General features: G+C 50.6%; 21 protein-coding genes. 17 read left to right on the top strand and 4 right to left on the bottom strand.

The features are described 5' to 3' along the window. Positions 1 to 206: 206 nt before the first annotated feature. A complete protein-coding gene (locus NE473_RS06340) occupies positions 207 to 518 on the top strand; it encodes a hypothetical protein (RefSeq protein ID WP_055649797.1) in 312 nt (103 codons plus the stop codon). Between the two features lie 88 nt (positions 519 to 606). On the opposite strand, the gene NE473_RS06335 is transcribed toward NE473_RS06340, so the two are convergent. Further along, positions 607 to 1350 (bottom strand): ABC transporter permease, encoded by a 744-nt coding sequence (locus NE473_RS06335; RefSeq protein ID WP_055649796.1) that lies wholly within the window; start codon positions 1348 to 1350, stop codon positions 607 to 609. Next, positions 1343 to 2071 (bottom strand): ABC transporter ATP-binding protein, encoded by a 729-nt coding sequence (locus NE473_RS06330; RefSeq protein ID WP_155560761.1) that lies wholly within the window; start codon positions 2069 to 2071, stop codon positions 1343 to 1345. Before NE473_RS06330 ends, NE473_RS06335 begins: the two co-directional genes overlap by 8 nt. Before the next feature lie 145 nt (positions 2072 to 2216). Here NE473_RS06330 and NE473_RS06325 point away from each other — a divergent pair, with 145 nt between their 5' ends. Continuing rightward, positions 2217 to 2669 carry a YaiI/YqxD family protein gene (locus NE473_RS06325; protein WP_055649794.1) on the top strand — a complete coding sequence of 151 codons (453 nt, stop codon included), beginning with the start codon at positions 2217 to 2219 and terminating at the stop codon, positions 2667 to 2669. Between the two features lie 46 nt (positions 2670 to 2715). Here the strand turns inward: NE473_RS06325 and NE473_RS06320 are convergent, their stop codons facing one another. Beyond that, positions 2716 to 3597: a DMT family transporter gene (locus NE473_RS06320; RefSeq protein WP_055649793.1), complete on the bottom strand. Its 882-nt coding sequence runs from the start codon at positions 3595 to 3597 to the stop codon at positions 2716 to 2718. A gap of 115 nt (positions 3598 to 3712) precedes the next feature. Here NE473_RS06320 and NE473_RS06315 point away from each other — a divergent pair, with 115 nt between their 5' ends. Next, complete coding sequence (locus NE473_RS06315) at positions 3713 to 4399, top strand: Crp/Fnr family transcriptional regulator (RefSeq protein WP_055649792.1); 687 nt, start codon at positions 3713 to 3715, stop codon at positions 4397 to 4399. 66 nt (positions 4400 to 4465) lie between these two features. Here the strand turns inward: NE473_RS06315 and NE473_RS06310 are convergent, their stop codons facing one another. After that, a complete protein-coding gene (locus NE473_RS06310) occupies positions 4466 to 5980 on the bottom strand; it encodes a GntR family transcriptional regulator (protein ID WP_055649791.1) in 1515 nt (504 codons plus the stop codon). A gap of 118 nt (positions 5981 to 6098) precedes the next feature. On the opposite strand from NE473_RS06310, the gene NE473_RS06305 reads away from it, so the two are divergent. The 14 genes from NE473_RS06305 to NE473_RS06240 all read left to right on the top strand — a co-directional run bounded on the left by NE473_RS06305 (position 6099) and on the right by NE473_RS06240 (position 22203). After that, a complete protein-coding gene (locus NE473_RS06305) occupies positions 6099 to 6254 on the top strand; it encodes a hypothetical protein (protein WP_155521579.1) in 156 nt (51 codons plus the stop codon). Then, a complete protein-coding gene (locus NE473_RS06300) occupies positions 6223 to 8649 on the top strand; it encodes a PAS domain-containing hybrid sensor histidine kinase/response regulator (protein WP_055649790.1) in 2427 nt (808 codons plus the stop codon). The genes NE473_RS06305 and NE473_RS06300 overlap by 32 nt, the downstream gene beginning before the upstream one ends. Before the next feature lie 125 nt (positions 8650 to 8774). Continuing rightward, on the top strand, positions 8775 to 10499 hold the full coding sequence (locus NE473_RS06295) for a two-component system response regulator (RefSeq protein ID WP_055649789.1): 1725 nt from the start codon (positions 8775 to 8777) through the stop codon (positions 10497 to 10499). Between the two features lie 44 nt (positions 10500 to 10543). Next, the gene (locus NE473_RS06290) at positions 10544 to 10822 is read left to right on the top strand and encodes a type II toxin-antitoxin system HicB family antitoxin (RefSeq protein WP_022031391.1); all 279 of its coding nucleotides are present in this window, start codon (positions 10544 to 10546) and stop codon (positions 10820 to 10822) included. A gap of 198 nt (positions 10823 to 11020) precedes the next feature. Continuing rightward, the gene (locus tag NE473_RS06285; RefSeq protein WP_055649788.1) at positions 11021 to 12229 is read left to right on the top strand and encodes a COG1470 family protein; all 1209 of its coding nucleotides are present in this window, start codon (positions 11021 to 11023) and stop codon (positions 12227 to 12229) included. A 36-nt stretch (positions 12230 to 12265) separates the two neighbouring features. Then, on the top strand, positions 12266 to 13303 hold the full coding sequence (locus tag NE473_RS06280; protein ID WP_022031389.1) for an ABC transporter ATP-binding protein: 1038 nt from the start codon (positions 12266 to 12268) through the stop codon (positions 13301 to 13303). Continuing rightward, positions 13230 to 14270 (top strand): ABC transporter permease, encoded by a 1041-nt coding sequence (locus NE473_RS06275; protein ID WP_055649787.1) that lies wholly within the window; start codon positions 13230 to 13232, stop codon positions 14268 to 14270. The genes NE473_RS06280 and NE473_RS06275 overlap by 74 nt, the downstream gene beginning before the upstream one ends. A gap of 129 nt (positions 14271 to 14399) precedes the next feature. Beyond that, on the top strand, positions 14400 to 15086 hold the full coding sequence (locus NE473_RS06270) for a response regulator transcription factor (protein WP_256265185.1): 687 nt from the start codon (positions 14400 to 14402) through the stop codon (positions 15084 to 15086). Beyond that, positions 15083 to 16342, top strand: coding sequence for a sensor histidine kinase (locus NE473_RS06265; protein ID WP_006774626.1), 1260 nt, complete (start codon positions 15083 to 15085; stop codon positions 16340 to 16342). Before NE473_RS06270 ends, NE473_RS06265 begins: the two co-directional genes overlap by 4 nt. Before the next feature lie 201 nt (positions 16343 to 16543). Further along, positions 16544 to 18190, top strand: coding sequence for an ABC transporter substrate-binding protein (locus tag NE473_RS06260; RefSeq protein ID WP_242866099.1), 1647 nt, complete (start codon positions 16544 to 16546; stop codon positions 18188 to 18190). 7 nt (positions 18191 to 18197) lie between these two features. Further along, positions 18198 to 19157 carry an ABC transporter permease gene (locus NE473_RS06255; RefSeq protein WP_256265184.1) on the top strand — a complete coding sequence of 320 codons (960 nt, stop codon included), beginning with the start codon at positions 18198 to 18200 and terminating at the stop codon, positions 19155 to 19157. Further along, the gene (locus NE473_RS06250) at positions 19154 to 19957 is read left to right on the top strand and encodes an ABC transporter permease (RefSeq protein ID WP_022031384.1); all 804 of its coding nucleotides are present in this window, start codon (positions 19154 to 19156) and stop codon (positions 19955 to 19957) included. Before NE473_RS06255 ends, NE473_RS06250 begins: the two co-directional genes overlap by 4 nt. A gap of 62 nt (positions 19958 to 20019) precedes the next feature. Further along, positions 20020 to 21663 (top strand): ABC transporter ATP-binding protein, encoded by a 1644-nt coding sequence (locus NE473_RS06245; RefSeq protein WP_055649784.1) that lies wholly within the window; start codon positions 20020 to 20022, stop codon positions 21661 to 21663. Next, the gene (locus NE473_RS06240) at positions 21664 to 22203 is read left to right on the top strand and encodes an FmdE family protein (RefSeq protein ID WP_055649783.1); all 540 of its coding nucleotides are present in this window, start codon (positions 21664 to 21666) and stop codon (positions 22201 to 22203) included. Positions 22204 to 22270: the final 67 nt, after the last annotated feature.

Raw genomic sequence — 22270 nt, 5'->3', positions numbered from 1 at the left:
TTCTATATAGGGTATGCAGAGGGGGAGGCGGATGATATCGAATCGGTTGCATTTTAGAGAACTTATCCTCCGTAAATTGCCAGTACTGATTGTAAACGGCTTCATAATTGTGTAGAATATTCATATACAGGAATCGGTGTTTCCGTTTTCCTGAAAGGCAGTGAAACACGCAGGAGCAGGATGAAGGCATACAAAAAGGAGGGGCTATGTGGAATTATACAAAATGTACGGCAAAAGACAGAATTGAAAAGTTAAACAGGCTGACAGAGATCTTTCACGAGGAATCGGACTGTCTGGATTATCTGTCAGAAGTACAAAGCTGTATCAACAGCATTCAGACATCGCTGGTATTGCTGCAGGACGTGGATGCCAATATCATGATCGAGATGGACTATGTTCCGGTTAATAACTATTCGTTTCATGTGGTTTGTATCGAAGAAAACGGTATAAAAACAGCGGGGCGGTCATGTAAAAATATCGAACAGGCGGCTCGGCAGTTTCTGGCGAATATCAAATGAAAGCTGACTTGCCATATCCGTCTTCCGGCGGCTCCTGATCGTAACATCAGGAGCCGCCGGTAAAGATAAGAGGCTGTAACTGCACTTCCTATTCCCATTGAAAGAAGCGGATAGATAGTCCGCCGCAGACGACGGCAATCACCGCCATGATAATGAGCGAGGCCATTCCGTTCTCTGCAGGAAGTCCCAGGGATGTGGCTTTTAACAGTTTAATGCCCTGGGTCAGAGGCAGTACATCCGCGACTTTCTGCAGGGCCGTGGGCATAACCTCATATGGCAGTGTGGCGCCGGAAAAGATCAGCATCGGGAAATAGAGTAAGCTGGCGAGAACACTTGCAATTTTAATATTTGGTGATACGCCGCCTACCAGCATTCCAATACTGAACATGGAGATCATAACGAGGAAAAACGCTCCGATAAACGGCAAAAAGGCTCCTTTCAGACTCATGCCAAACAACAGGGTAGAGACCAGATAGATCAGTACCAGCGCGATCAGGGAATAAATCATGTAAATGGCCACCTGGACCGACAGCAGAAGGAGGGGACTGGAAGGCGTGATTTTGAAGCGTTTCAGTATTTTCTTCTGACGGTAGTCGGAGATCACCAGAGGCAGGCCCATGACGCCGCCTGCACAGACCGCAATTGTGGATACCGCGCCGAAGGACTGTTCCAGAAACGTATAGTCCGCGCCGTCAAATGCCGGTTTCCCACCGTAGATGATTCCCAGCAGTATGACAACAACCACGGGCATGCAGACGGCAAAGATGATCATATCCATTCCGCGGAAGGAGAGCTTCAGTTCGGTTTTCAGCATTGTAAAAAATTTATTCATCTCCGTCAGCCTCCTCTCCCGTAAACCACAGATACGCCTCTTCCAGCGTTTTACCGGGACTTAAGGTGACTGCCTCAGCGGCTGTACCGCAGAATGCAAATTCGCCGTTCTTTAATATGCCGATTCTGTCACAGAGTTCCTCCACTTCATCCATGAAGTGTGAGGTTAAGAAGATCGTGAGCCCTCTGCTTTTTAACTCCTGAAGGCTTTTCCACACACTCCGCCTTGCTTTTGTGTCAAGACCGGTGGTCAGTTCGTCTAAAAATACTACCTGCGGGTCTGGTATTAATGCCAGTACTATAAAAAGCCTCTGTTTCTGGCCGCCGGACAGTTCACTGACGAAATTCGTTTCCTTTTCCCGAAGGCCGAACTGCTGCAGCAGTTTTCTGTAATCGGCGGGGGCGGCGTAGAGACAGGCTGTCTCTTCACACAGCTCGTCCACGCGGATTTTATCCGGATAGTTGGCTTCCTGAAACTGTACGCCAACCTGCTGGAATAATTTTCTGCGGTCCTTTTGCGGACTCATTCCCAGAATCGAAATGCTGCCTCCATCGGCCTTTTTTGTACCAAGCATACACTCGATTGCCGTACTCTTCCCCGCGCCGTTTGCGCCGAGAAGGCCAAAAACTTCGCCTCTCGATACGGTTAAATCGAGATTTCTGATCACATGCAGTGTGCTGTAGGACTTTGTAAGACCGGATACCTGAATCGTTGTTTGCATCTTCTTTTCTCCTCTCATTGTTGTGAGAAAAGAATAACACACAGATAAAGACTGGTGGGTAAGTGGAGGGTTTAAAAATTATTTAGCACATTCAAATAAGAAATCTGCCGGCGATGTGTAAGAAAACTGCCAGAGAGAGGACAGAATGAAAATATTAGTAGATGCGGACGCATGTCCGGTAGTGAAACTGGTGGAACAGACAGCGGAGCGGTATCAGATTCCGGTAGTGCTCCTGTGTGATACCAGCCATGTTCTCCAGTCTTCCTACAGTGAGATAAAAATCATAGGAGCAGGCACGGATGCCGTGGATTTTGCACTGGTGAATCAGTGCGCAAAAGGTGATATTGTGGTAACTCAGGATTACGGCGTAGCGGCTATGATTCTGGGGAAGGGGGCGTACGGAATCCATCAAAGCGGAAAAAGGTATACCAATGAGAATATCGACCAGATGCTGATGGAACGTCATATGGCGAAGAAGATCCGTATGGGAAAAGGCAGGCACCATCTGAAGGGGCCGGCAAAGAGAACGGAAGAAGACGATGAACGTTTTAAAGAGTCTCTCTGCCGGCTGATTGAAGAGGTGACGCACGGCGGCTGAGCAGGCAGCCGGGAATTGGTACTCAGCTGCTGCGCGGGTTCTTTTTTTAAACTGCAGTCACCTGTTCCAGGATCATATTGACGGCAATTCCGGCCGCGATGATGATCCCGCCCCAGAGGGATGTGCCGGTATGATAGCTGCCGGCTGCACTATCCAGCAGGATTCCTGTAAACACCTGGCCGACAAAGACGAGCAGAGTCAGCTGAAAGCCGGGGATTTTCGGAACCGTGATATTTAACAGCATGACCACTATGACGCCGAGGGCGCCGCCCAGATAGATCCAGAGGCGGAAACTGCCTCCTGCGGAAGCAGTCACCGGCGTGCCGCTTATTGCGGCTGCGGCTAAGGCCAGGCCAACCGTAATCGGAAGCCCTGTCAGATGATTCACCAGCGATCCCTGCAGTGCACCGGTTTTTTCAGCCAGACGGGCGTTGGCTGTCCGGGACAGAACCATGGAGATGCCGGAGGCAAAGGAGATGGCGGCTCCCAGTGCGGCCGTTGTGACCGTGGTATCGAGCATCACGAAGATACCGAACACCGATAGACTCAGTCCGATCAATGCATACCGCGGAAGCGGCCTTTTTTCCATGCCGAATAATCCGGAACTGTCTATCACCAGAGATGTAACCGTCTGTCCCAGCAGTCCCAGTGCGATCACACTTGTGATGCTGATGCAGGTGAAGGCCAGATTTTGAAATACTGTTGTAAATACTCCGATTGCACCGCCGAGATAAATCCACCTGGGCCGGTGGGTCCAGACCGGTTTTCTGTTTTTCTGAAAGGCACAGAGCAGCAGTGCAAACAGGGAGCCGACCGCGTGGATAATGGCAGCAGCCGTGAACGCACTGTACTGCACGGACAGATTACCATTTACCGATATCATGACGGACAGAATAATACCATTGATCAGCGCTAAAAGTTGATACATGACAGTTCACCTCCTGATAAAAGGATACCAGAAGGAACGGGACCCTATGTAGGACATTTGTCACAGTGTTTTCCGCTTTTGCTGTCAAAAAAACGACCATAACCAGTGAAGTGAGGTGACCAAGTTGAAAAGACTCCCATTAAAAAAAGAACATACAGCCTGCCTTGCAGAATACGGTCTGCAGAATGTTCCCATAAGTGCCTGCTGCTGCCTTCGATTTGCGGCAGGAGAGGATGTCCTTCGTGAAGGACATCCCATCGGATGGATTGCTATTGTCGTTGAAGGAAATGCAAAGGTGTGCCGCACTGCGCCGAACGGCAAGAGCCTGATACTCTGCTACAATATTTCACACGGTTTGATCGGTGAGATCGAACTGATGACAAGGCAGGTGAACGCCACATCTTCCGTGAAGGCGGTTACGGAGCTTGAATGCGTCGCGGTTTCTTACCAGAATTGCCTGGCAGAACTGAAAACGAATCTTGTTTTTTTAAATAAGCTGGGAACGGAACTGGCGGAGAAGCTGACTGCCAGTTCGGACAATTTCACCTCGACCGCGTTATGCACCGGTGAACAGCGGCTTTGTGCCTATGTGATTCAGAATTCTCACCGCGGCCTCTTTTGCGATACGCTGACGGATGTCTCCTGCTCGGTGGGGATGAGCTACCGCCATATGTTCCGGCTGCTGGGAAAGCTCTGTGAAGAAGGGATACTGGAAAAGAGGGAGAGCGGATACTGCATTGTGGATCAGGAGGAACTGGCGAGGCGTTCACGTACGGCCGCGGAGCTGTATCAGAGAGTTTAAATAAAACGAGATCTTTTCTGCCGCAGGCAAAACAGATCTCGTTTTATTCGTATACAGAAGTTGGCGTCAGCTCTCAGGTGAGCTCCCACGGTTCTCCGGTCTGCATTCCAGGGCTTCCGTGTCGGTTATAAACAGCCGGATCGAAGGAGAGATACGCAGCTCTTCCGGCGGAATACCATGTCCGATTAAGTATTGTCTGGCAGCAGGAAACTGTTTGAAAAGCAGCTCCTTTACATCAGCGGCACACTGGTCATAATCATGTTCTTTTAAATGCCTGACCATGGCTTCCGTAAAATGCATGATGACGCAGTCTAAGTCCGTTAAATTTCCGGAAGAGGCTTTTAAGGGATAACCCCAAAGGAAAAGGGAGTAGATCGTCTTATAAATTTCGCGTACACCGGTCAGATGGCTGTACTGACTGACAAAGATCAGATAATACCAGACAGAGAGCTCGCCTTGCCTTGTATTCAGGCACTCTTCCAGGAGTCCGGTCAGTTCTTCGATCCTGTCCTGGCTTAAGGAGGACAGAAAAGAACGTGTCACCCCGTCGCAGGAATAGATCAGAATCTCAAAGGACTGGACAAAGAAGGAGAGGTTACGGCGGATGGCGGGACTTTCAAAATCCGGGGGCTCGCAGGGGGTTCCCAAAGGGAAAATACGCGTCCCTTTTCCGTTTAAGGTACGGCAGACACCGGCCTGATTCAGGATTCTGATGGTTCGGCGCAGGGTGCTGACAGACGCTCCGTATAGCTGGGCCATCTTCTCATAAGACGGCAGAAACTGCATTTCCCGGTACTCCCCCATGTAAATGTCGTTGAGAATCCGAGAGGCGAGATGATAGCAGATCTGGGGCCGGCTGCGGTAGACGCGCCAGACAAAGGGGATCTGCGGCGGCCTGGGCCGGGAGCGTAAGATTGGTTCCAGGTTTTGCATAATTACACGGACGTCACTTCTCTGGTATTCCAGAAGCGTATTCTGGATGAGTTCCCAGTTCCCTTCAGACAGCAGTTTTCGCAGGTTCTTTAACCGCTGACGAACCAGAGCGGTATCGAAATGGATCGGGTGTGGCTCCATTCTGGCAAAGGGAAACCCCTGAAAGAGGGTAGTCTCCCAGAAGAGATTCAGCGCCAGTGGATTCTCCATTTTCTGCAGTACACGGCAGTAGAAATGGATCAGATCGTCGGCCTCCGCCCTCTCCTCCAGACGTGAAAGAACGTCAAGATCCTCCTCGTCCAGGCGCTTCAGTCCCTCTACCAGCAGTGGGATAAAAATGAGTTCAGAAGAGGCATAGAGATCGAAATACGTATCCCACCGTTCGGAAAAATAGTTCAGGATGTAGTCCGCTGCCTCCTGTCTGGTCTGCCTGAATATGACGGTGGTGGCCATGCCGTTGTGCATGGAGATGTAGCCTTCCGTGCGCAGACGCCGGAGGGAGACCTTCACTGTCTGCGCAGACACATTGAACTCACGGCAAAGGATATCGATGGAAGGAAGCGTATCCCCATATTTGTAATACCTGGAGTGGAAGCGTACAAGAAAGTATTCGTATATTAAATTTGAGTATTGACTATCATTGACCAACCGTTTGGTACCTCCGTTTTCACAGCTGTGTTTTTCTTTATTTTATCATTGCAGAGGCGATAATTCCATATGTCCGTTGAGTTTTTTTATATTTTATGGTAATATGAAAGGAGCTTTTATGAACAAGGTTGCCGGCCGGATGATTGCCAGGAAGACGATCTGGATGAAAGAAGAATCCCAATGGGATTATTTCCGCAGAAGAACAGAGGGACAATCAGAGAGAGTTAGGGAGGAATCTGGTGATGACAGAACAGGAAAGAGCGTATGCTGCTGAGTGCAGCAGCCGGGAGACTGTGACGGCCGACTACGAGTACCATACGCTGATGAATCTGCTGAAGGTCAGTGTGAGCAAGCATCTTCTGGATGAAAGCTTTACGCTGGTGTGGGCCAATGAGTTTTATTACGATCTGATTGGGTGGTCAAAAGATGAATATGAAGCGAATTTTCATAACCGCCCTGACCTGTATTACCAAAATGACCAGCAGCTGTGGGCGGAACTGGCAGGGACCGTCATGGCGGCACTGGAGGCACATGAGAGCGGGTATCAGCTGGTTACGCAGATGCGAAAGAAAAACGGCGATTTTGTATGGGTACATTTAACGACCCAGTTTGCCGATGAATACATAAACGGATATCAGGTTGCATATTCGGTAATGACCAATATAGACAAACTGGTAAAGATGCAGAAGGAACAGTCTGTGACTTACGAAAGCCTGCCGGGCTTCGTTGCAAAATACCGTATTGATGCGGATATGAACCTGACGCTTCTTTTTGCCAATTCCCGTTTCGTGGAGTATTTTGGCGAAGGAGATGAAGATAATCCCCTGTATCTGCGAAACATAGAGGATAACAGGGAGATTATTTTGAGATACAGGGAGGAGATTTTAAAAGGGGCCCCCGTTCATTTTGTGATATCCGTAAAATCCCGGGATGGCCAGAATATGTGGCTTCAGGTTAATGCCACCTGTATTGAGTGGCAGAACGGCTGTCCGGTCTATCTGGCAATTTTTATTGATATCACCGATGTCACTCAACTGCGGGAAATGCAGAGGAAGCTGACGGAACAGACGGAGGCGCTGAAGGATGCACTGGCAGTCGCAGAACATGCGAATCAGGCAAAGACGGATTTCCTGTCCCGTATGAGCCATGAGATCCGCACGCCCATGAATGCGATATTGGGCATGACGACCATTGCGGCTGCTTATATTGACGATCAGAGGCGGGTGGAGGACTGTCTGGAAAAGATCGGCTATTCCTCCAAGCATTTGATGGCCCTGATTAACGATGTGCTGGATATGTCGAAAATCTCCGAGGGCAAGGTCAGGATTGCTCATGAGGTCTTCGATCTTGAAACGGTGGTAGAGTCAATTTCTTCCATCATTTATCCACAGGCTGCTGCCAGGGGACTGACCTTCCAGGTGCCGCTGATCGATTTATCCAATACGGTTATGATTGGAGATTCCTTAAGACTGAACCAGATTCTGCTGAATCTGCTGTCCAATGCGTTGAAGTTTACGCCTGCCGGAGGTACGGTACGGCTTGAGATCCGCCAGCTCCAGAGGAAGGAAGAGCGAATCCGTCTTCGCTTTACCGTCCTCGATACCGGGATTGGAATGAGCGATGCATTCCTGGAACGCCTGTTTGATCCGTTCGAGCAGGAGGATAACCGTGTTGCGCAGAACTCCGGTGGTACCGGCCTCGGTATGCCGATTACGAAAAATCTGGTTACTCTGATGGGCGGCACCATCACCGTGAAAAGCGAAGTGGGAAAAGGAACCGTGTTTACGATAGAACTGGATTTTGACACACCTTTGGATAAAGACAGGGTGAACCCGCAGAAAACACATGAGCTGGAGTCGCTTAAGGTGCTGATCACGGATGATGACCGGGACAGCTGCATCCATGCGTCACTGCTGCTGAAGAAAATGGGAATTCTGTCAGACTGGGTACTGACCGGACAGGAGTGCGTGGACCGGATTCGTCAATCCCATCAAAACGGCACGGACTATGACGTGTGCCTGGTGGATTTAAAGATGCCGGATATGGACGGAGTTGAGGTGGCACGCAGAGTGAGGGAAGAGGTGGGCCCGGAGACGACCATCATCATTATTACCGCCTATGACTGGACGAATATTGAAACGAACGCGCGGAAAGCGGGCGTGGATATGTTTCTCACAAAGCCTGTTTTTGCCTCCACGCTATACAACGCCCTTCTCTCCGTAACCGGGATCGACAGGGTGGTCCGTGCGCCGGCGGAGAAGAAGATGCGCCCGGAACTGGCCGGCCGTCATGTACTGCTGGCGGAGGATAACGAATTAAACCGTGAGATTGCGGTGGAACTGCTGCAGATGGCGGGGGTTACGGTTGACTGGGCGGCGAACGGCAGGATCGCTCTCGATAAATTTCTGTCCGGAGGGGACTCCTATGATTTGATTCTGATGGATGTTCAGATGCCGGTAATGGACGGATACCAGGCAACGGCTGCGATCCGTAAATCCGCGCACGGGAGAGCACAGACAATACCGATTATCGCCATGACGGCAGACGCGTTTCACGAGGATATTGTGAAGGCAGAGGCGGCAGGGATGAACGGCCACCTGTCGAAGCCGATTGATCCGGATCTGCTTTATGAAAAGGTAGCGGAATATATAAGCAGTGATCATGCTTAGGAGCTGTTTCGCCGGACCAGCACAAAAGTCTGGCGTGTTGGAACAGATTACTTGTACAGGGTACACTCTTTTGTTATAATAGAAGGAACTGCCTATGGCTACCAGAAGAAAAGAGGAAATAAGATATGCCTGCAAAGCGAACAATTCTGATTGTGGAAGATAATGAAATCAACCGTATGATGCTGAGTGAACTGCTTTCATCAGAATACATGGTTCTGGAGGCGGAAAACGGCCAACAGGCGCTTGATGTCCTGGAGCGAAAAAAGGATGAGATTTCTGTAATACTGCTGGATATTACGATGCCTGTCATGGACGGATATACGTTTCTTTCGATTGCCAAAAAGGATCCGTCACTGGCCTCCATTCCTGTGATTGTCACGACTCAGAGCGACAGTGAGGCGGACGAGGTGGCGGCATTATCCCATGGAGCCACTGATTACGTGGCTAAACCGTATAAACCGCAGATTATCCTGCACAGGGTGGCGAGTATCATCCACTTGAGGGAGACGGCGGCCATGATTAACCAGTTCCAGTATGACCGGCTGACCGGTCTTTACAGCAAGGAATTTTTTTATCAGCGGGTAAGGGAGACTCTCCGTCAGAATTCGGGACAGAACTATTATCTCATTTGTTCGGATATCGTAAACTTCAAGCTGATTAACGATGTATTCGGCGTGGCCGCCGGAGACCGGCTGTTATGCGGAATCGCAGACATGTACCGGAGGTATGTGGGAGAAGGAGGGATCTGCGGCCATCTGGATGCAGACCGGTTTGCCTGTCTGCTGGAATTTGACGATGTATTTACGGAACAGATGTTTATCAGCGCCAATGAAGAGATCAACCGTCTGCAGAACGCCAAGAATGTCGCAGTAAAATGGGGCATCTATTCCGTCGGCAATCAGAACGTGACTGTGGAGCAGATGTGTGACCGGGCCCTTCTGGCGGCCCGCAGCATTAAGGAACAGTATGGAGTCTATTATGCCGCCTACGATGATAAGCTGCGTGATGAACTGCTGCGGCAGCAGGCCATTATAGACAGTATGGAAACGGCTCTGAAAGAAGGCCAGTTTTTGGTCTATCTCCAGCCGAAATACAGAATATGGGATGAAACCCTGGCGGGAGCCGAAGCGCTGGTGCGCTGGAAGCATCCGGAATGGGGATTCCAGTCGCCTGCGGAATTTATCCCGTTATTTGAAAAGAATGGATTTATCACAAAACTCGATCAGTTTGTCTGGGATAAAACCTGTTTTTATTTAAGAAAATGGGATGAGGAAGGTTATCCGCCCATCCCGGTCTCCGTTAATGTATCACGCGCAGATATCTACCATGCAGATATCGCGGATATTATGATGCGTACAGTCAGTAAATACGGCCTGACGCCTTCCCGGCTCCATCTGGAGATCACGGAAAGCGCCTACACGGAGGATCCGGGTCAGATCATTGAGACGGTGAGACATCTGCGGGAGCTGGGCTTTGTGATCGAAATGGATGATTTTGGAAGCGGTTATTCCTCTCTGAATATGCTGAATCAGATGCCGATCGATATTCTGAAGCTGGATATGCAGTTTGTCCAGAGTGAGACTGCGAAGCCCATGGATCAGGGGATTCTGCAGCTTATCATGGAACTGGCCCGCCGTATGCACTTAAGTGTGGTGGCAGAGGGAGTGGAGACAAAAACACAGCTGGATCGTCTGAGTGAAACCGGATGTGAGTATGTACAGGGATATTATTTCGCCAGACCGATGCCTGAGGGAGAGTTTGAAACGCTGATGAGAGATCAGGCGGTAAAGGTTCCGGTGGGAATCTCCGGCAGGGCTTCTGATAAAAATCTGTACAAAGGGGCAGAATAAGTATATAATGATAATGCTTATCACAAACGCTGGAGGAATCAATTATGACATTTACTTACCCTGCTGTTTTTACGCCCCATAAAGATGACAAAGGATATCATGTGGAATTTCCGGACTTACAGTGCTGCGAGGCCGATGGACCGGATCTGGAAGACGCGGTGGAGCATGCGAGAGAGGCAGCGTATAACTGGCTCTATCTGGAGGTGGAAGAGGGAACGTATGAATTTCCCAATCAGACTCACCCGGAGGACATAAAGCTGGAAGAGGGAGCCTTCCTCAAATATATTATGGTCACTATAAAGCTCCTGCCCGATAACGATTAAAGTGATACGATTTGCCCGGGAAAGTACCGGACAGTTTATAAAACAGATGGCAGCCGAACGTTAGTTCTGATAACGGACGGCTGCCATCTGTTTGTTTCACAGGATGTTCAAACTTATTAAAGGTTCATTAAAGGTTTCTCCGGTATGATCTTCTTAAGAATAATACGGATGCCGATGAAGCATCAAAAGGAGGATATTATGGAGGAAGCAATAGTAACCAGACCAATCGAAAAAAGGAGAATATGGGCATTTCTGGCAGCGTTCATGGCGGCAGTGCTGCTGCTGTTTCTGAATGTACCTGCCGCGTATGCAGCCGAGGGACTGAAGCTGAGCACGGATTATCCCGGTATATCCGTAAAGCCGGGAGACAATTTAAATATCCCTGTTAAACTGGATAATGATACCGGCGCCAGCTTAGATGCGAACGTGAAAGTATCCGCCATGCCCGACGGCTGGGAGGGATATCTCCAGGGCGGAAATTATCAGGTAAGCCGGATCCATGTAAAGAACGGCGGGGACGGAGCGTCCATGACGCTTCATGTAACGGTGCCGAAGGAACTGACAGAGGGGACTTACACCGTGGAAGTTGGAGCATCCACAGAGAGCGGTCTCTCAGATACACTGTCCATCTCTTTCCTTGTCAATGAGATGAAGGCGGGAAAAGGAAGCTTTACGTCAGAGTATCCGCAGCAGGAAGGGACTGCCGGTACTAATTTCAGCTTCAGCACCACACTGATTAACAATGGACTGAAGAGCCAGTCCTACAGCCTTTCTTCCAATGCACCGGCAGGGTGGAATGTGAGCTTCATACCAACGGGAGAGACCACAAAGGTAGCAGCGATCGAGGTGGAATCCAGCACCAGCAAGGGAATGACCGTGTCCGTAACGCCGCCGGAAGGAGTACCGGCAGGTGAGTATGACATTTCCTGCAGCGCGGTTTCCGCGGAGGAGACGCTCAGCACGGATTTAAAGGTGGTAATCACCGGCAGCTACGGCCTGAAAGTGGGAACGCCGGATGGGCGTCTGAGCTTTGATGCCTATGCGGGAAAAGAATCGGATGTAACCTTAAACGTGACGAATACAGGAAATGTGGATTTGCAGGACGTATCCTTAAACTCTTCCCTGCCATCCGGCTGGACTGTAACCTATAATCTGGAAAATAACGTGATCCCGTCCATTCCGGCCGGCTCTACCACCGAGGTCATCGCCCACGTAAAGCCGGGCTCAGAGGCCATCACCGGTGATTACGTGAATACATTTACAGCAAAATGTGAACAGACGCAGTCCAGTGCAGATTTCCGTGTGTCCGTGAAGACCAGCACCATCTGGGGAATTCTGGCGGTAGTGATTATCCTGTGCACAGCAGGAGGTCTGGGCTACGTATTCCGTAAATACGGCAGAAGATAGCTGAAATGGCTGTAATGCCGGAAAGGGGTCATTGTTATGGACATTGCTGAACATTATGAAGATGAAATGATAATACGGACAGACCACCTGACCAAGATCTACGGGGAAAAGAAGGCGGTCAGCGATCTGTCCCTGGAGATCCGAAAGGGCGAGATCTTTGGCCTTCTGGGGCCCAATGGAGCCGGAAAGACCACCACGACTCTGATGCTTCTGGGACTGACGGAACCTACGGCCGGAAGCGCCTGGATCGATGGGAAAGACTGTACGAGACAGGCTATCGAGGTAAAACGGATGGTGGGATATCTGCCTGATAATGTAGGCTTTTATTCCGATATGACCGGCCGGGAGAATCTGCGGTTTACCGGGCAGCTCAACGGGCTGCCTGGAAAAGTCATCGAGGAGCGGATCGACGATCTGCTTCAAAAGGTGGGAATGACAGAGGCGGCGGATCAGAAGACGGGGACGTATTCCCGGGGGATGAAGCAGCGTCTGGGTATTGCAGATGTACTGATGAAGGATCCTAAAGTGGTGATTATGGATGAACCGACTCTGGGGATCGATCCGGAAGGGATGAGAGAGCTCATGTTCCTGATCCGGAGTCTGGCAGAGGAAGACGGCAGGACGATTCTCATCTCGTCCCACCAGCTCTACCAGATTCAGCAGGTTTGCGACCGCGTGGGACTGTTTGTGGAAGGTCAGCTGATAGCCTGCGGAAGAATCGAGGATCTGGCCAGTCAGATGCGGCGGGAAGGCCGCTATGTGCTGGAGGCCGGGGCAGTACCCGACGACAAAGGGTTTAAAGAGCTTTTGGAGCACCTTGGAAATGTGGAAGAGATCGAACGAAGCGGAGACTTTTACGTAATCTATTCCAGTTCGGATTTAAGCCGTGAGTTAAACCGGAAGGCACTGGAAGGCGGTTACAGCCTGTGCCATTTAAGACAGCGGGGAAATGATCTGGATGAAATCTACCGCACATATTTCGAGAAAGGGGAGAAGAGCAATGGCAGTCTCAATCAAAGGAAAAACAAAGGCTTCCTTACTTTCGGCAGAGAACAGCGCCAGGGAGAGGCATGACGGCACAGGCGGGAGCCTGCGTACGGGAATGAGCGGTATGGGAGCCCTATACCACAAGGAAATGTCAGACCACATTCACAGCAAGCGGTTCCTGATCGTGCTGCTCTTAATCCTTTTAACCAGCTGTGCCAGCATTTACGGAGCTCTCTCCAGTCTCACCCCGGAGCAGGCGGCAGACTCCGGATATATCTTTTTGAAACTGTTTACCTTAAGCGGGAACTCAATCCCCTCTTTTACCTCATTTATTGCTCTTCTGGGGCCGTTTGTGGGGCTGGCGCTGGGCTTTGACGCCATTAACAGTGAACGTTCGGAAGGAACCTTAAACCGTCTTGTGGCCCAGCCTGTTTACCGGGATGCGGTCATTAACGGCAAATTTCTGGCCGGAGCGGCCATAATCTTTCTGATGGTCTTCTCCATGGGGCTGATCGCCGGAGCGGCAGGACTGCTGGCGACAGGGATTCCGCCTTCCGGTGAGGAACTGGGACGGGTAATCGTTCTGCTGTTCTTTACGTCGGTGTATATCTGCTTCTGGCTTGCACTGTCCATCCTCTTTTCCGTTCTGTGCCGCCATGCGGCCACGTCGGCTATGGTAGTGATCGCACTGTGGATATTCTTTGCACTGTTTATGACGCTGGTGGTAAGCATGGCAGCCAATGTGCTTTACCCTGTGGGACAGACGGCCACCGCATCACGGATTCTGGACAATTACAACTGCCAGATGAGTTTGAACCGGCTTTCCCCGTATTACTTATACAGCGAGGCGGTATCGACCATTATGAATCCCCAGGTGCGCTCCACCAACATCATTCTTCCGCAGCAGCTATCGGGCGCCATCAACGGATACCTCTCCCTGGGGCAGAGTATGCTGCTGGTATGGCCGCATCTGACCGGGCTTCTGGCCTTGACTGCGGTAGTGTTTGCCATCTCCTATATCAGCTTTATGAGAAAGGAAATACGGGGGCGGTAGGGCGGCAAGGCGCTGTTTTTCGTATCTGTTTTGTGAATTATCTGTTAAATCCACCGGTGTTCTCTTGCTTTCTCGATTGAATTGAGAGAGAATACAGGTGGATTTTATCGTTTTAAGGAGATGAAGACAATGCGTGTCCTGATTGTGGAAGACAACATGCGGCTGGCGGAATCCATCCGCGACATCTTAAAACACTGGTACGACTGTGATATCTGCGGGGATGGGAATATGGGGTATTTTCTGCTTACGGATGGCGGCTATGACGCGGCTGTCCTGGATCTGATGCTGCCGGGAATGGACGGGATCACACTGCTCAAAAAGGCCAGAAAAAGCGGCTGTTTTGTTCCGGTGCTGATTCTTACCGCAAGAAGCGAGACGGAGGACCGGATCCTGGGGTTAGAGAGCGGAGCCGATTACTATCTGACCAAGCCCTTTGACATGCAGGAGCTTCTGGCTGTGATGAAGACCATCTTAAGGCGCCGGGGCGAGATGATTCCGGAATGCTTGAATCTGGGAAATATCTCGCTGAACCAGGCGGACTATACGCTGAAGGGACCGGAAAAAAGCATCCGCCTGGGGAAAAAGGAATACGACATACTACGGATTCTGCTGGTGAACCGCGACATGGTGGTCTCCAAGGAGACGCTTCTGTCGAAGGTCTGGGGCAGCGACGGCGAGGCCGTTGATAACAATGGGGAGATCTACATATCGTTTCTGAGAAAAAAACTGGAGTTTTTAAAGGCGGACGTGGTAATCGTGACGATCCGCAGGCTGGGATACCGGATCACGGAGAAGAACGGAGGAGGACTGGAATGAAGGAGATAAGCAGGCTGCGGCTGAAATTTATCTGCTATAACATGCTGATTGTAACGGCGGTGATCGGAATTACCTTCTGCGCGGCTGCGTTTATTATGGAAAAACGGGTCGGCGCCCAGGGCAGGCAGGCGCTTGCAAAGGTCGTGTCGCAGGAGGAGCATCCTTTGATTTTCACTACCATTTCACCGGCTCAGATTCCGTATTTCTCCGTTATAGTGGGGGAGGATGGCATGGTAACTCCCTGGGAAGGCGGTTACGAATCGTTTCCCGGACAGGATTTTCTGGAGCAGATGGCATGGTTAAGTATGGCCGGTGAGGAGGACATGGGAATCTTAGAGGGGTATCATCTCCGGTATCTCCGTGTCAGCCGCCCAACCGGATATATGATTGCGTTTGCAGATACCTCGTATGAGGATTCGCTGCGGAGCGGAGTTATGAAGTATGGTGGTCTGGCCTGTGCCGGGATCTGGCTTGGGTTTCTGGTTCTCTCTTATTTCTTTTCCCGGTGGGCGGTTAAGCCGGTAGAAGAATCCATACGTATGCAGAAACAGTTTGTGGCCGATGCCTCCCATGAACTGAAGACGCCTCTCACCGTAATCACGGCAAACACCGAACTGCTTTCTGAACAGTACACAGGCATATCCGCGGAGGCGGATAAATGGCTGGAGCACATCATGCAGGAGTGCAGGGAGATGCGTTCTCTGGTGGAAAGCCTGCTTATGCTGGCAAAGAATGATGCGCTGACGCAGAAAAAGGGCACATTTTCTGTCTTCAGCTTAAGCGACCTGGTGATGGAAAAGGTGCTGACCTTTGAGCCTGTTTTCTACCAGGAGGAAAAGCAGCTGGAGTACCAGCTGGATGAGGAGGTGCAGATGCTGGGAGACCCGGAACAGATGGGACAGCTGATCAAGGCCCTGCTGGACAATGCGGTGAAATACTCTCTTCCCAAAGGAAAGACAGTGGTTAAACTGGAGACAGCGGGCAGAAGGCGGATCAGACTCTGGGTGAACAGCCAGGGAGAAGCCATACCGGAAGATAAACGTTCCCTGATTTTTCGCCGTTTCTACAGGGGAGACAGCGCCAGAAGCAGCTGCAGCGGCTACGGGCTGGGGCTTGCCATTGCTGCGGAGACAGCGGGAAAGCACAGAGGCAGGATTGGGATGGAGTATCGGGATGGGATGAATTGTTTCTATGTGAGACTCAACTGTCACAAATCATGCAAACGATTGGGTAAAAATATTGGAAAATTTGATTAAATTATGATACACTGTCTATAACGTCATCATGAAGATGAAGCTTAATACCATGAAGGATATTGCACCGCTTTGCAGGTGCTTTCTTTCGTGGCTTTTTTTATTTCGGGTGATATGGCCGGGGACCGGAAGCCTCTCCATAATCGCCGCAGTAAAGACAGCTGGGAAGGATATCAATACAGGAAAGATAAGATGGAGGAAGCAATGAGATTAAGAAAATCAGCATATTTTATGTTAGGGGTCATGGCGGCCGTATTCCTGGCCACCGGATGCGGGAGTCAGGAAAAGTCGGCGGCGGAAGCAGTTCAGACAACAGAATCAGCGAAAAACGCGGAACAGACCGGCGAGGAAGGAAACGGAGCTGCAAAAGACAGAACGGAACAGGGCCATCTGGTGGAAACACTTAAGCTGGCGGGAGGGACAGACTGGGGCGTTCCCAGTCCATATTTGAATGCCTCCCGCGGACCGGGGAGCGCTAAGATGAACCTTGTGTTTGCAAGCCTGATTGATGAAGATGAAACAGGGGATATTCCATGGCTGGCACAATCCTGGGAAATAAACGGCAGTGATTATACCTTTACCCTGTTTCCGGAGACGAAATTTCACGACGGAACACCTTTGACAACAGAAGATGTCGCCTTTACCATAGATTATTTCAGGGAACACCCGCCGGTATCCAACCCGCTGGGAGCCGGGGACAGTTTCCTGATCGATCACTATACCGTTATGGATGACCGCACAATTACGATTTCGGTGAAGGAATCGGCAGCAGACACACTGTCCAGTATAGGCTCGTTTGTAATAATACCAAAACATGTGTGGGAGAAGGTGGAGGATCCGAACACGTATACGGGAGACGGATATTTAACGGGGAGCGGAGCATACCGGTGCACAGCCTATGACGGGGCATCCGGCAGCTATGAGTTTACGGCGTTCGACGATTTTAGGGGCGGAAAACCGGCAGCCGACCGTGTGCTGTTTGTTCCGGTCAGCGATGCCCTTCTGGCATTTGAAAATCATGAGATTGACATTACCGGCATGCCGGCCGATTTGAAGGATAAATACTTAAGCGATTCCGGAATCGGAGTGGTGGAAAAGGCCAATGACATGGGGTATAAGCTCCTGATTAATTTTGAAAAATGCCCCGGTTTTCTCGATCTGGACCAGAGAAAAGCGGTGTATGCGGCCCTTGACCGCCAGGCGGTTGTGGATAAGGTGTTCAGAGGAGCAGGAAGCGTAGGAAGCGCAGGGTACGTACCCCAGGGAAGTCTGTACTTCAATGACCGTTGTGTGACCTATCCATACGATCCGGAAAAAGCAAAGGCCGCACTGGAGAGTAAACAATACGAGGTGACGCTTCTGGCAGCGGACAGCGGTTCGGATGTGGATATAGCAGAGCTTTTAAAACAGGATCTGGAGGCAGCCGGAATGAAAGTAACGGTTACGGCCTTTGATTCTGCAACCCGTGATGAGAAGGTAAACGCGGGGAATTATGAATTTGCACTGGTAGGCAATGGCGGCTGGGGGAATAATCCTCCGAAGTATATGCGGACCATCTTTTCCGATCTTTCAAAGAATAAAGGCGGTAACCCTCACAGCATGGGGCCGATTGGTTACAGTAACAGTGAGATAACGAAGCTGGCAGAGGAACAGATGAAGGAGGTGGACTTTGAGGCCCGTAAACAGATGTTTAAAGATCTGGAATATCTGGTCAGCGAGGAGATTCCGCTGATCGTCATAGCGAATCAGTCTTCCTACTCCATGTACCGCAGGGATTATTACGATGGCTGGATGAAGACGTATGCATATCAGCAGACGGAGCAGAACCGCCTGTCTTTTATGGAGAGATAAAAAATTTATGAAAAGACGAGTCCTGTGCATGATTGGCACCTTTCTGGTCATTTACCTGTTTAATTTTTTTCTGCCGCGGATGATGCCGGGAGATCCGCTTTTGTATTCCTCGACGGTCTCGGGAGAAGATATGGATCTGGAGTATTCGAAAGAACAGCTTGACCAGATGAGGGCCTATTACGGCCTGGACCAGCCGGTTTTTACGCAGCTGGTCCAGACTGTGAAGAAAAATCTTAAGGGAGATCTCGGGCTGAGTATCCATTACAAGAAGCCGGTAGCCGCCGTTCTTAGGGAACGTCTGCCGTGGAGTCTTTCTGTCATGGGAGCGGCGTTAATCCTGAGTCTGGCAGCCGGTACGTTCCTGGCGCTGCTGGGGATGCAGAAGAAATGGATTGATCGAACGGTTTTTAAGATTCTGTCCGCTCTTACGGAGATACCTGCCTATTTAATTGGTCTGCTGCTTCTGTTTCTGGCAGCAGCAAAGATTTCGTGGCTGCCGTTATCGGGCGGAGCTGCTGCCTTTGCCAGATATGAGACAAGTGGAGAAAGAGCGTGGGATCTCATTTCTCATGGCCTTTTGCCGGTGCTGTCCCTCGTTATCGCGCTGTTTCCCGGATTTTACTTTACGGCCAGGGCCAGCTTCCTGGAAGTGATGGCGAAACCATATCTGCTGAATGCAAGAGCAAAAGGGCTGAAAGCGGGAAGAATCCGATGGAGCTATATATTCAGAAACGGTATGACGCCGATCGTGGTACGCTTTTTTTTGAATGTCGGAACTGCAGTAGGGGGTACGCTGCTGGTTGAAAACGTATTTGCCTACCCGGGGCTGGTGATGCGGGAAGCAGTTCGGTACAGGGACTATATGATGATCCAGGGCTTTTTTCTGATGTCGACGGTCCTGGTGCTTACCAGCCTGTTTCTGGCAGACGTACTGAACGCGGAAATCGACCGGGAGGAACTGAAATGAAACGAATCAAAAGATATCTGTTTCTCTTATTCCTGCTGGCAGCCGTCTGCCTGTATGGTCTGACGCTGTATCCCCACAGTCCGGTTAAGTCTTCAGGAACCTCCTTAGAGGCTCCTTCGGCTGTTCATTTTCTGGGAACGGATAACCTGGGAATCGATATTTTTGCCCAGCTGGCAAAAGGATTCTATTTAAGCATGATGACCGGGGTGACGGCGGCTGTCTGTTCCTTTGCCGCAGGCGGAGTGCTCGGTGTATGTGCAGGATACTGCGGGAGAAGGACAGATGCGGTTATCTCATTTTTTACTAACGTATTTCTGTCTGTTCCACAGCTGCCGGTTATGATCGTGATCGGAGCCTTCTGGGGACAGAGCACCTGGAACATCATCCTGATCGTATCGGCATTCTCCTGGGCTTCTATTGCAAAGCAGGTACGTGCAAAGGTGATGTCTGTCAGGAACAGGAACTATGTGGTGCTGGCCAGGAGTTATGGAGCCGGTCCCTGGTATATTGTGAGAAAGCATATGCTGGGCGAGATATTTCCGCTGCTGTTAGTCAATGCGGTTGCGGTTACCGGCAGGACGATTATTCAGGAATCTTCCCTGGCGTATCTCGGCCTGTCCGATCCGCTTGCAAAGTCCTGGGGGCTGATGATACAGAATGCTTCTTCCTTTACGGGCATCTATTTTACCGATTACTGGAAATGGTGGCTGATTCCGCCGGTGGCAATGCTGGTATTTACGATTTTCTGCTTAAGGCTTTTGGCTCAGGCTCTGGAGGAGTGGCTGCTGCGTGACAGATAAGCAGACGGGAGAACAGGAAAGAGGGAAGCAGAGTAAAACGATATAGGAAAAAAGAGGTAACTATGAAAGAGATTCTGAAGGTGTGTGACCTGACTGTGAAATATCCCGGCTTTACACTGGAACCCTGCTCCTTTTCCATGGAACAGGGGGAGATTCTGGCCGTGGCCGGAGAGTCGGGAAGCGGCAAGACTACGCTGGCCAGGGCATTATCCCGCCTGCTGGATGAGGAAGCGGCAGTGAGGGGTGAGGTTGTCATGGCCGGCAGTTCCCTGTACGAAATGAAAGAGAAGGACGTTCGCCTGGTACGAATGGAGACCTTTTCTATTGTCTTTCAAAATTCAGGGGAATGGCTGAACCCTGCCATGAAGATGAAGGAACAGCTGCGGGAAACTCTGATCAGAAAATACCCGGTCAGAGAGCACCGGGATCGCATGAAGGCGCTGATGGAGATGACGGGGCTGGAGGAGGAAGACCTGGAACGCTATCCGGATCAGCTTTCTGGAGGGATGGCACAGAAATTTTTGCTGGCCAATGCCATGGCACTGGCACCTGCCCTGGTGATTTTAGACGAGCCTACCAGTTCTTTGGATGCGGATTCCAGAAAATCATTTATAGAACTGATCCGCAGGATCCGCGATGAATATGGGACTGCATTTCTGCTCATTACCCATGACCTGCGTTTGGCGAAGGATTTAAGCAGCAGGATTCTCATCCTGTATGGAGGCATGATAGTGGAAGCGGGAACGACGGAGCAGATTTTGGGACACCCGAAACATCCGTATACACAGGGACTTTTGAGGGCTTCCATGGATCTTAATCTCTTGAAGGATATCTGGGGAATCAGGCCGTCGGAAGAAGACGGTCAGGGCGGCTGTCCGTTTTTCGGAAGATGCAGCCAGAAACTGGATATCTGCCGGACGAAACGTCCGCTTCTCACACCGCATGGCGGGGGAAGGCAGGTGGCCTGCAACCGGGGTGGAATTGTCACTTTGATGGAGGCACGGCACATTGGGAAATGGTATGGAAAGCAGGAAGTAATCAGGGATGTCAGTCTGGAGATAGAACACGGGGAGTTTATTTCCCTGGTAGGGAAATCTGGGGTGGGGAAGACCACACTTACCAGAATTCTTGGCGGATACACGGATGAGTTTATGGGGACGGTACTGTTTAACGGTGAAACAGCGGATTATCAATCGCTCCATAAAAGCAGACATGGGGTGCAGATGATATTTCAGGACAGCAATCAATCGGTGAATCCGTCCATGACTGTTCGGGAAGCGGTAAGCGAGCCGCTTCTGCTGTCAGGCGGGGAGAATGCAGATATAGGGAAGGATCGGATCAGACAGGCGCTTCAGGATGTGGGGCTGCCGTTCACAGAGTGTTTCCTGGATACAAGAGTGAAGAAACTGTCCGGGGGGCAGAAGCAGAGGGTATGTATCGCCAGAGCACTGACGATGGAACCGGCGTTAATGATTGCAGATGAGCCGACTTCCATGCTGGATCCGTCGAGTAAGGCCAATGTGCTGCGCTTTCTGAAGGGGCTTCAGAACAGCAGAGGATTCAGCATTCTGATGGTCACTCATGATTTAACCTGTGCGGCGAAGGTTTCAGACCGTATTTATCTGTTGAAGAATGGCAGGCTGCAGCCATTCACACCTTTCGTGAACCGGATTGAATGCAGTATTTATCAAATGGAGGAATTTTAAATGAGATCAGAAGAAAAGAAAGCATTATGGGAGCAGTGTGTGGAATTTCACGGACATGTGTGCGGCGGTCTGACAATCGGTTACAAAGCCTCATTGTACGCCATGGAGCTTTTAAGATTGAAGTTTTCGCAGGACGAAGAAGTGGTCTGTATAGCTGAAAATGATGCCTGTGGTGTGGATGCTGTTCAGGTTGTCCTGGGCTGCAGCGTTGGGAAGGGAAATCTGTTGTTCCATATAAGGGGGAAACAGGCCTTTTCCTTTTTTAACCGAAAGACGGGGAAATCCGTGCGGCTGGTGTTAAAAGACCGTCCGGCCTTTGCGTCGAAGGAAGAGTCTTTCGCGTATCTGCAGGAGAGAGAACCGGAAGAACTGTTTGATGTAAAACCGACTGTCTGCCGAATCCCGGAACGAGCACGCCTGTTCCGCTCCTTTCCCTGTGACTGCTGTGGTGAGATGACTGCGGAACACATGATGCGGCTACAGGATGGGAAGAAACTCTGCCTGGACTGCTGGAAGGAGTACGACAGGTTCCGGGTATAAAGCAGAGTGGGGGAGGTGCAGCTGAGCGTCCTGACACCTCCCTGAATGACATCTTTCGTATCTGCCG

It is taken from the genome of Hungatella sp. SL.1.14 (genome assembly GCF_024460495.1).
In the GTDB taxonomy this organism is placed as follows: domain Bacteria; phylum Bacillota; class Clostridia; order Lachnospirales; family Lachnospiraceae; genus Hungatella; species Hungatella hathewayi.
Note: the sequence above shows the minus strand (reverse complement) of the source record. Positions and strands in the feature narration are given on the sequence as shown.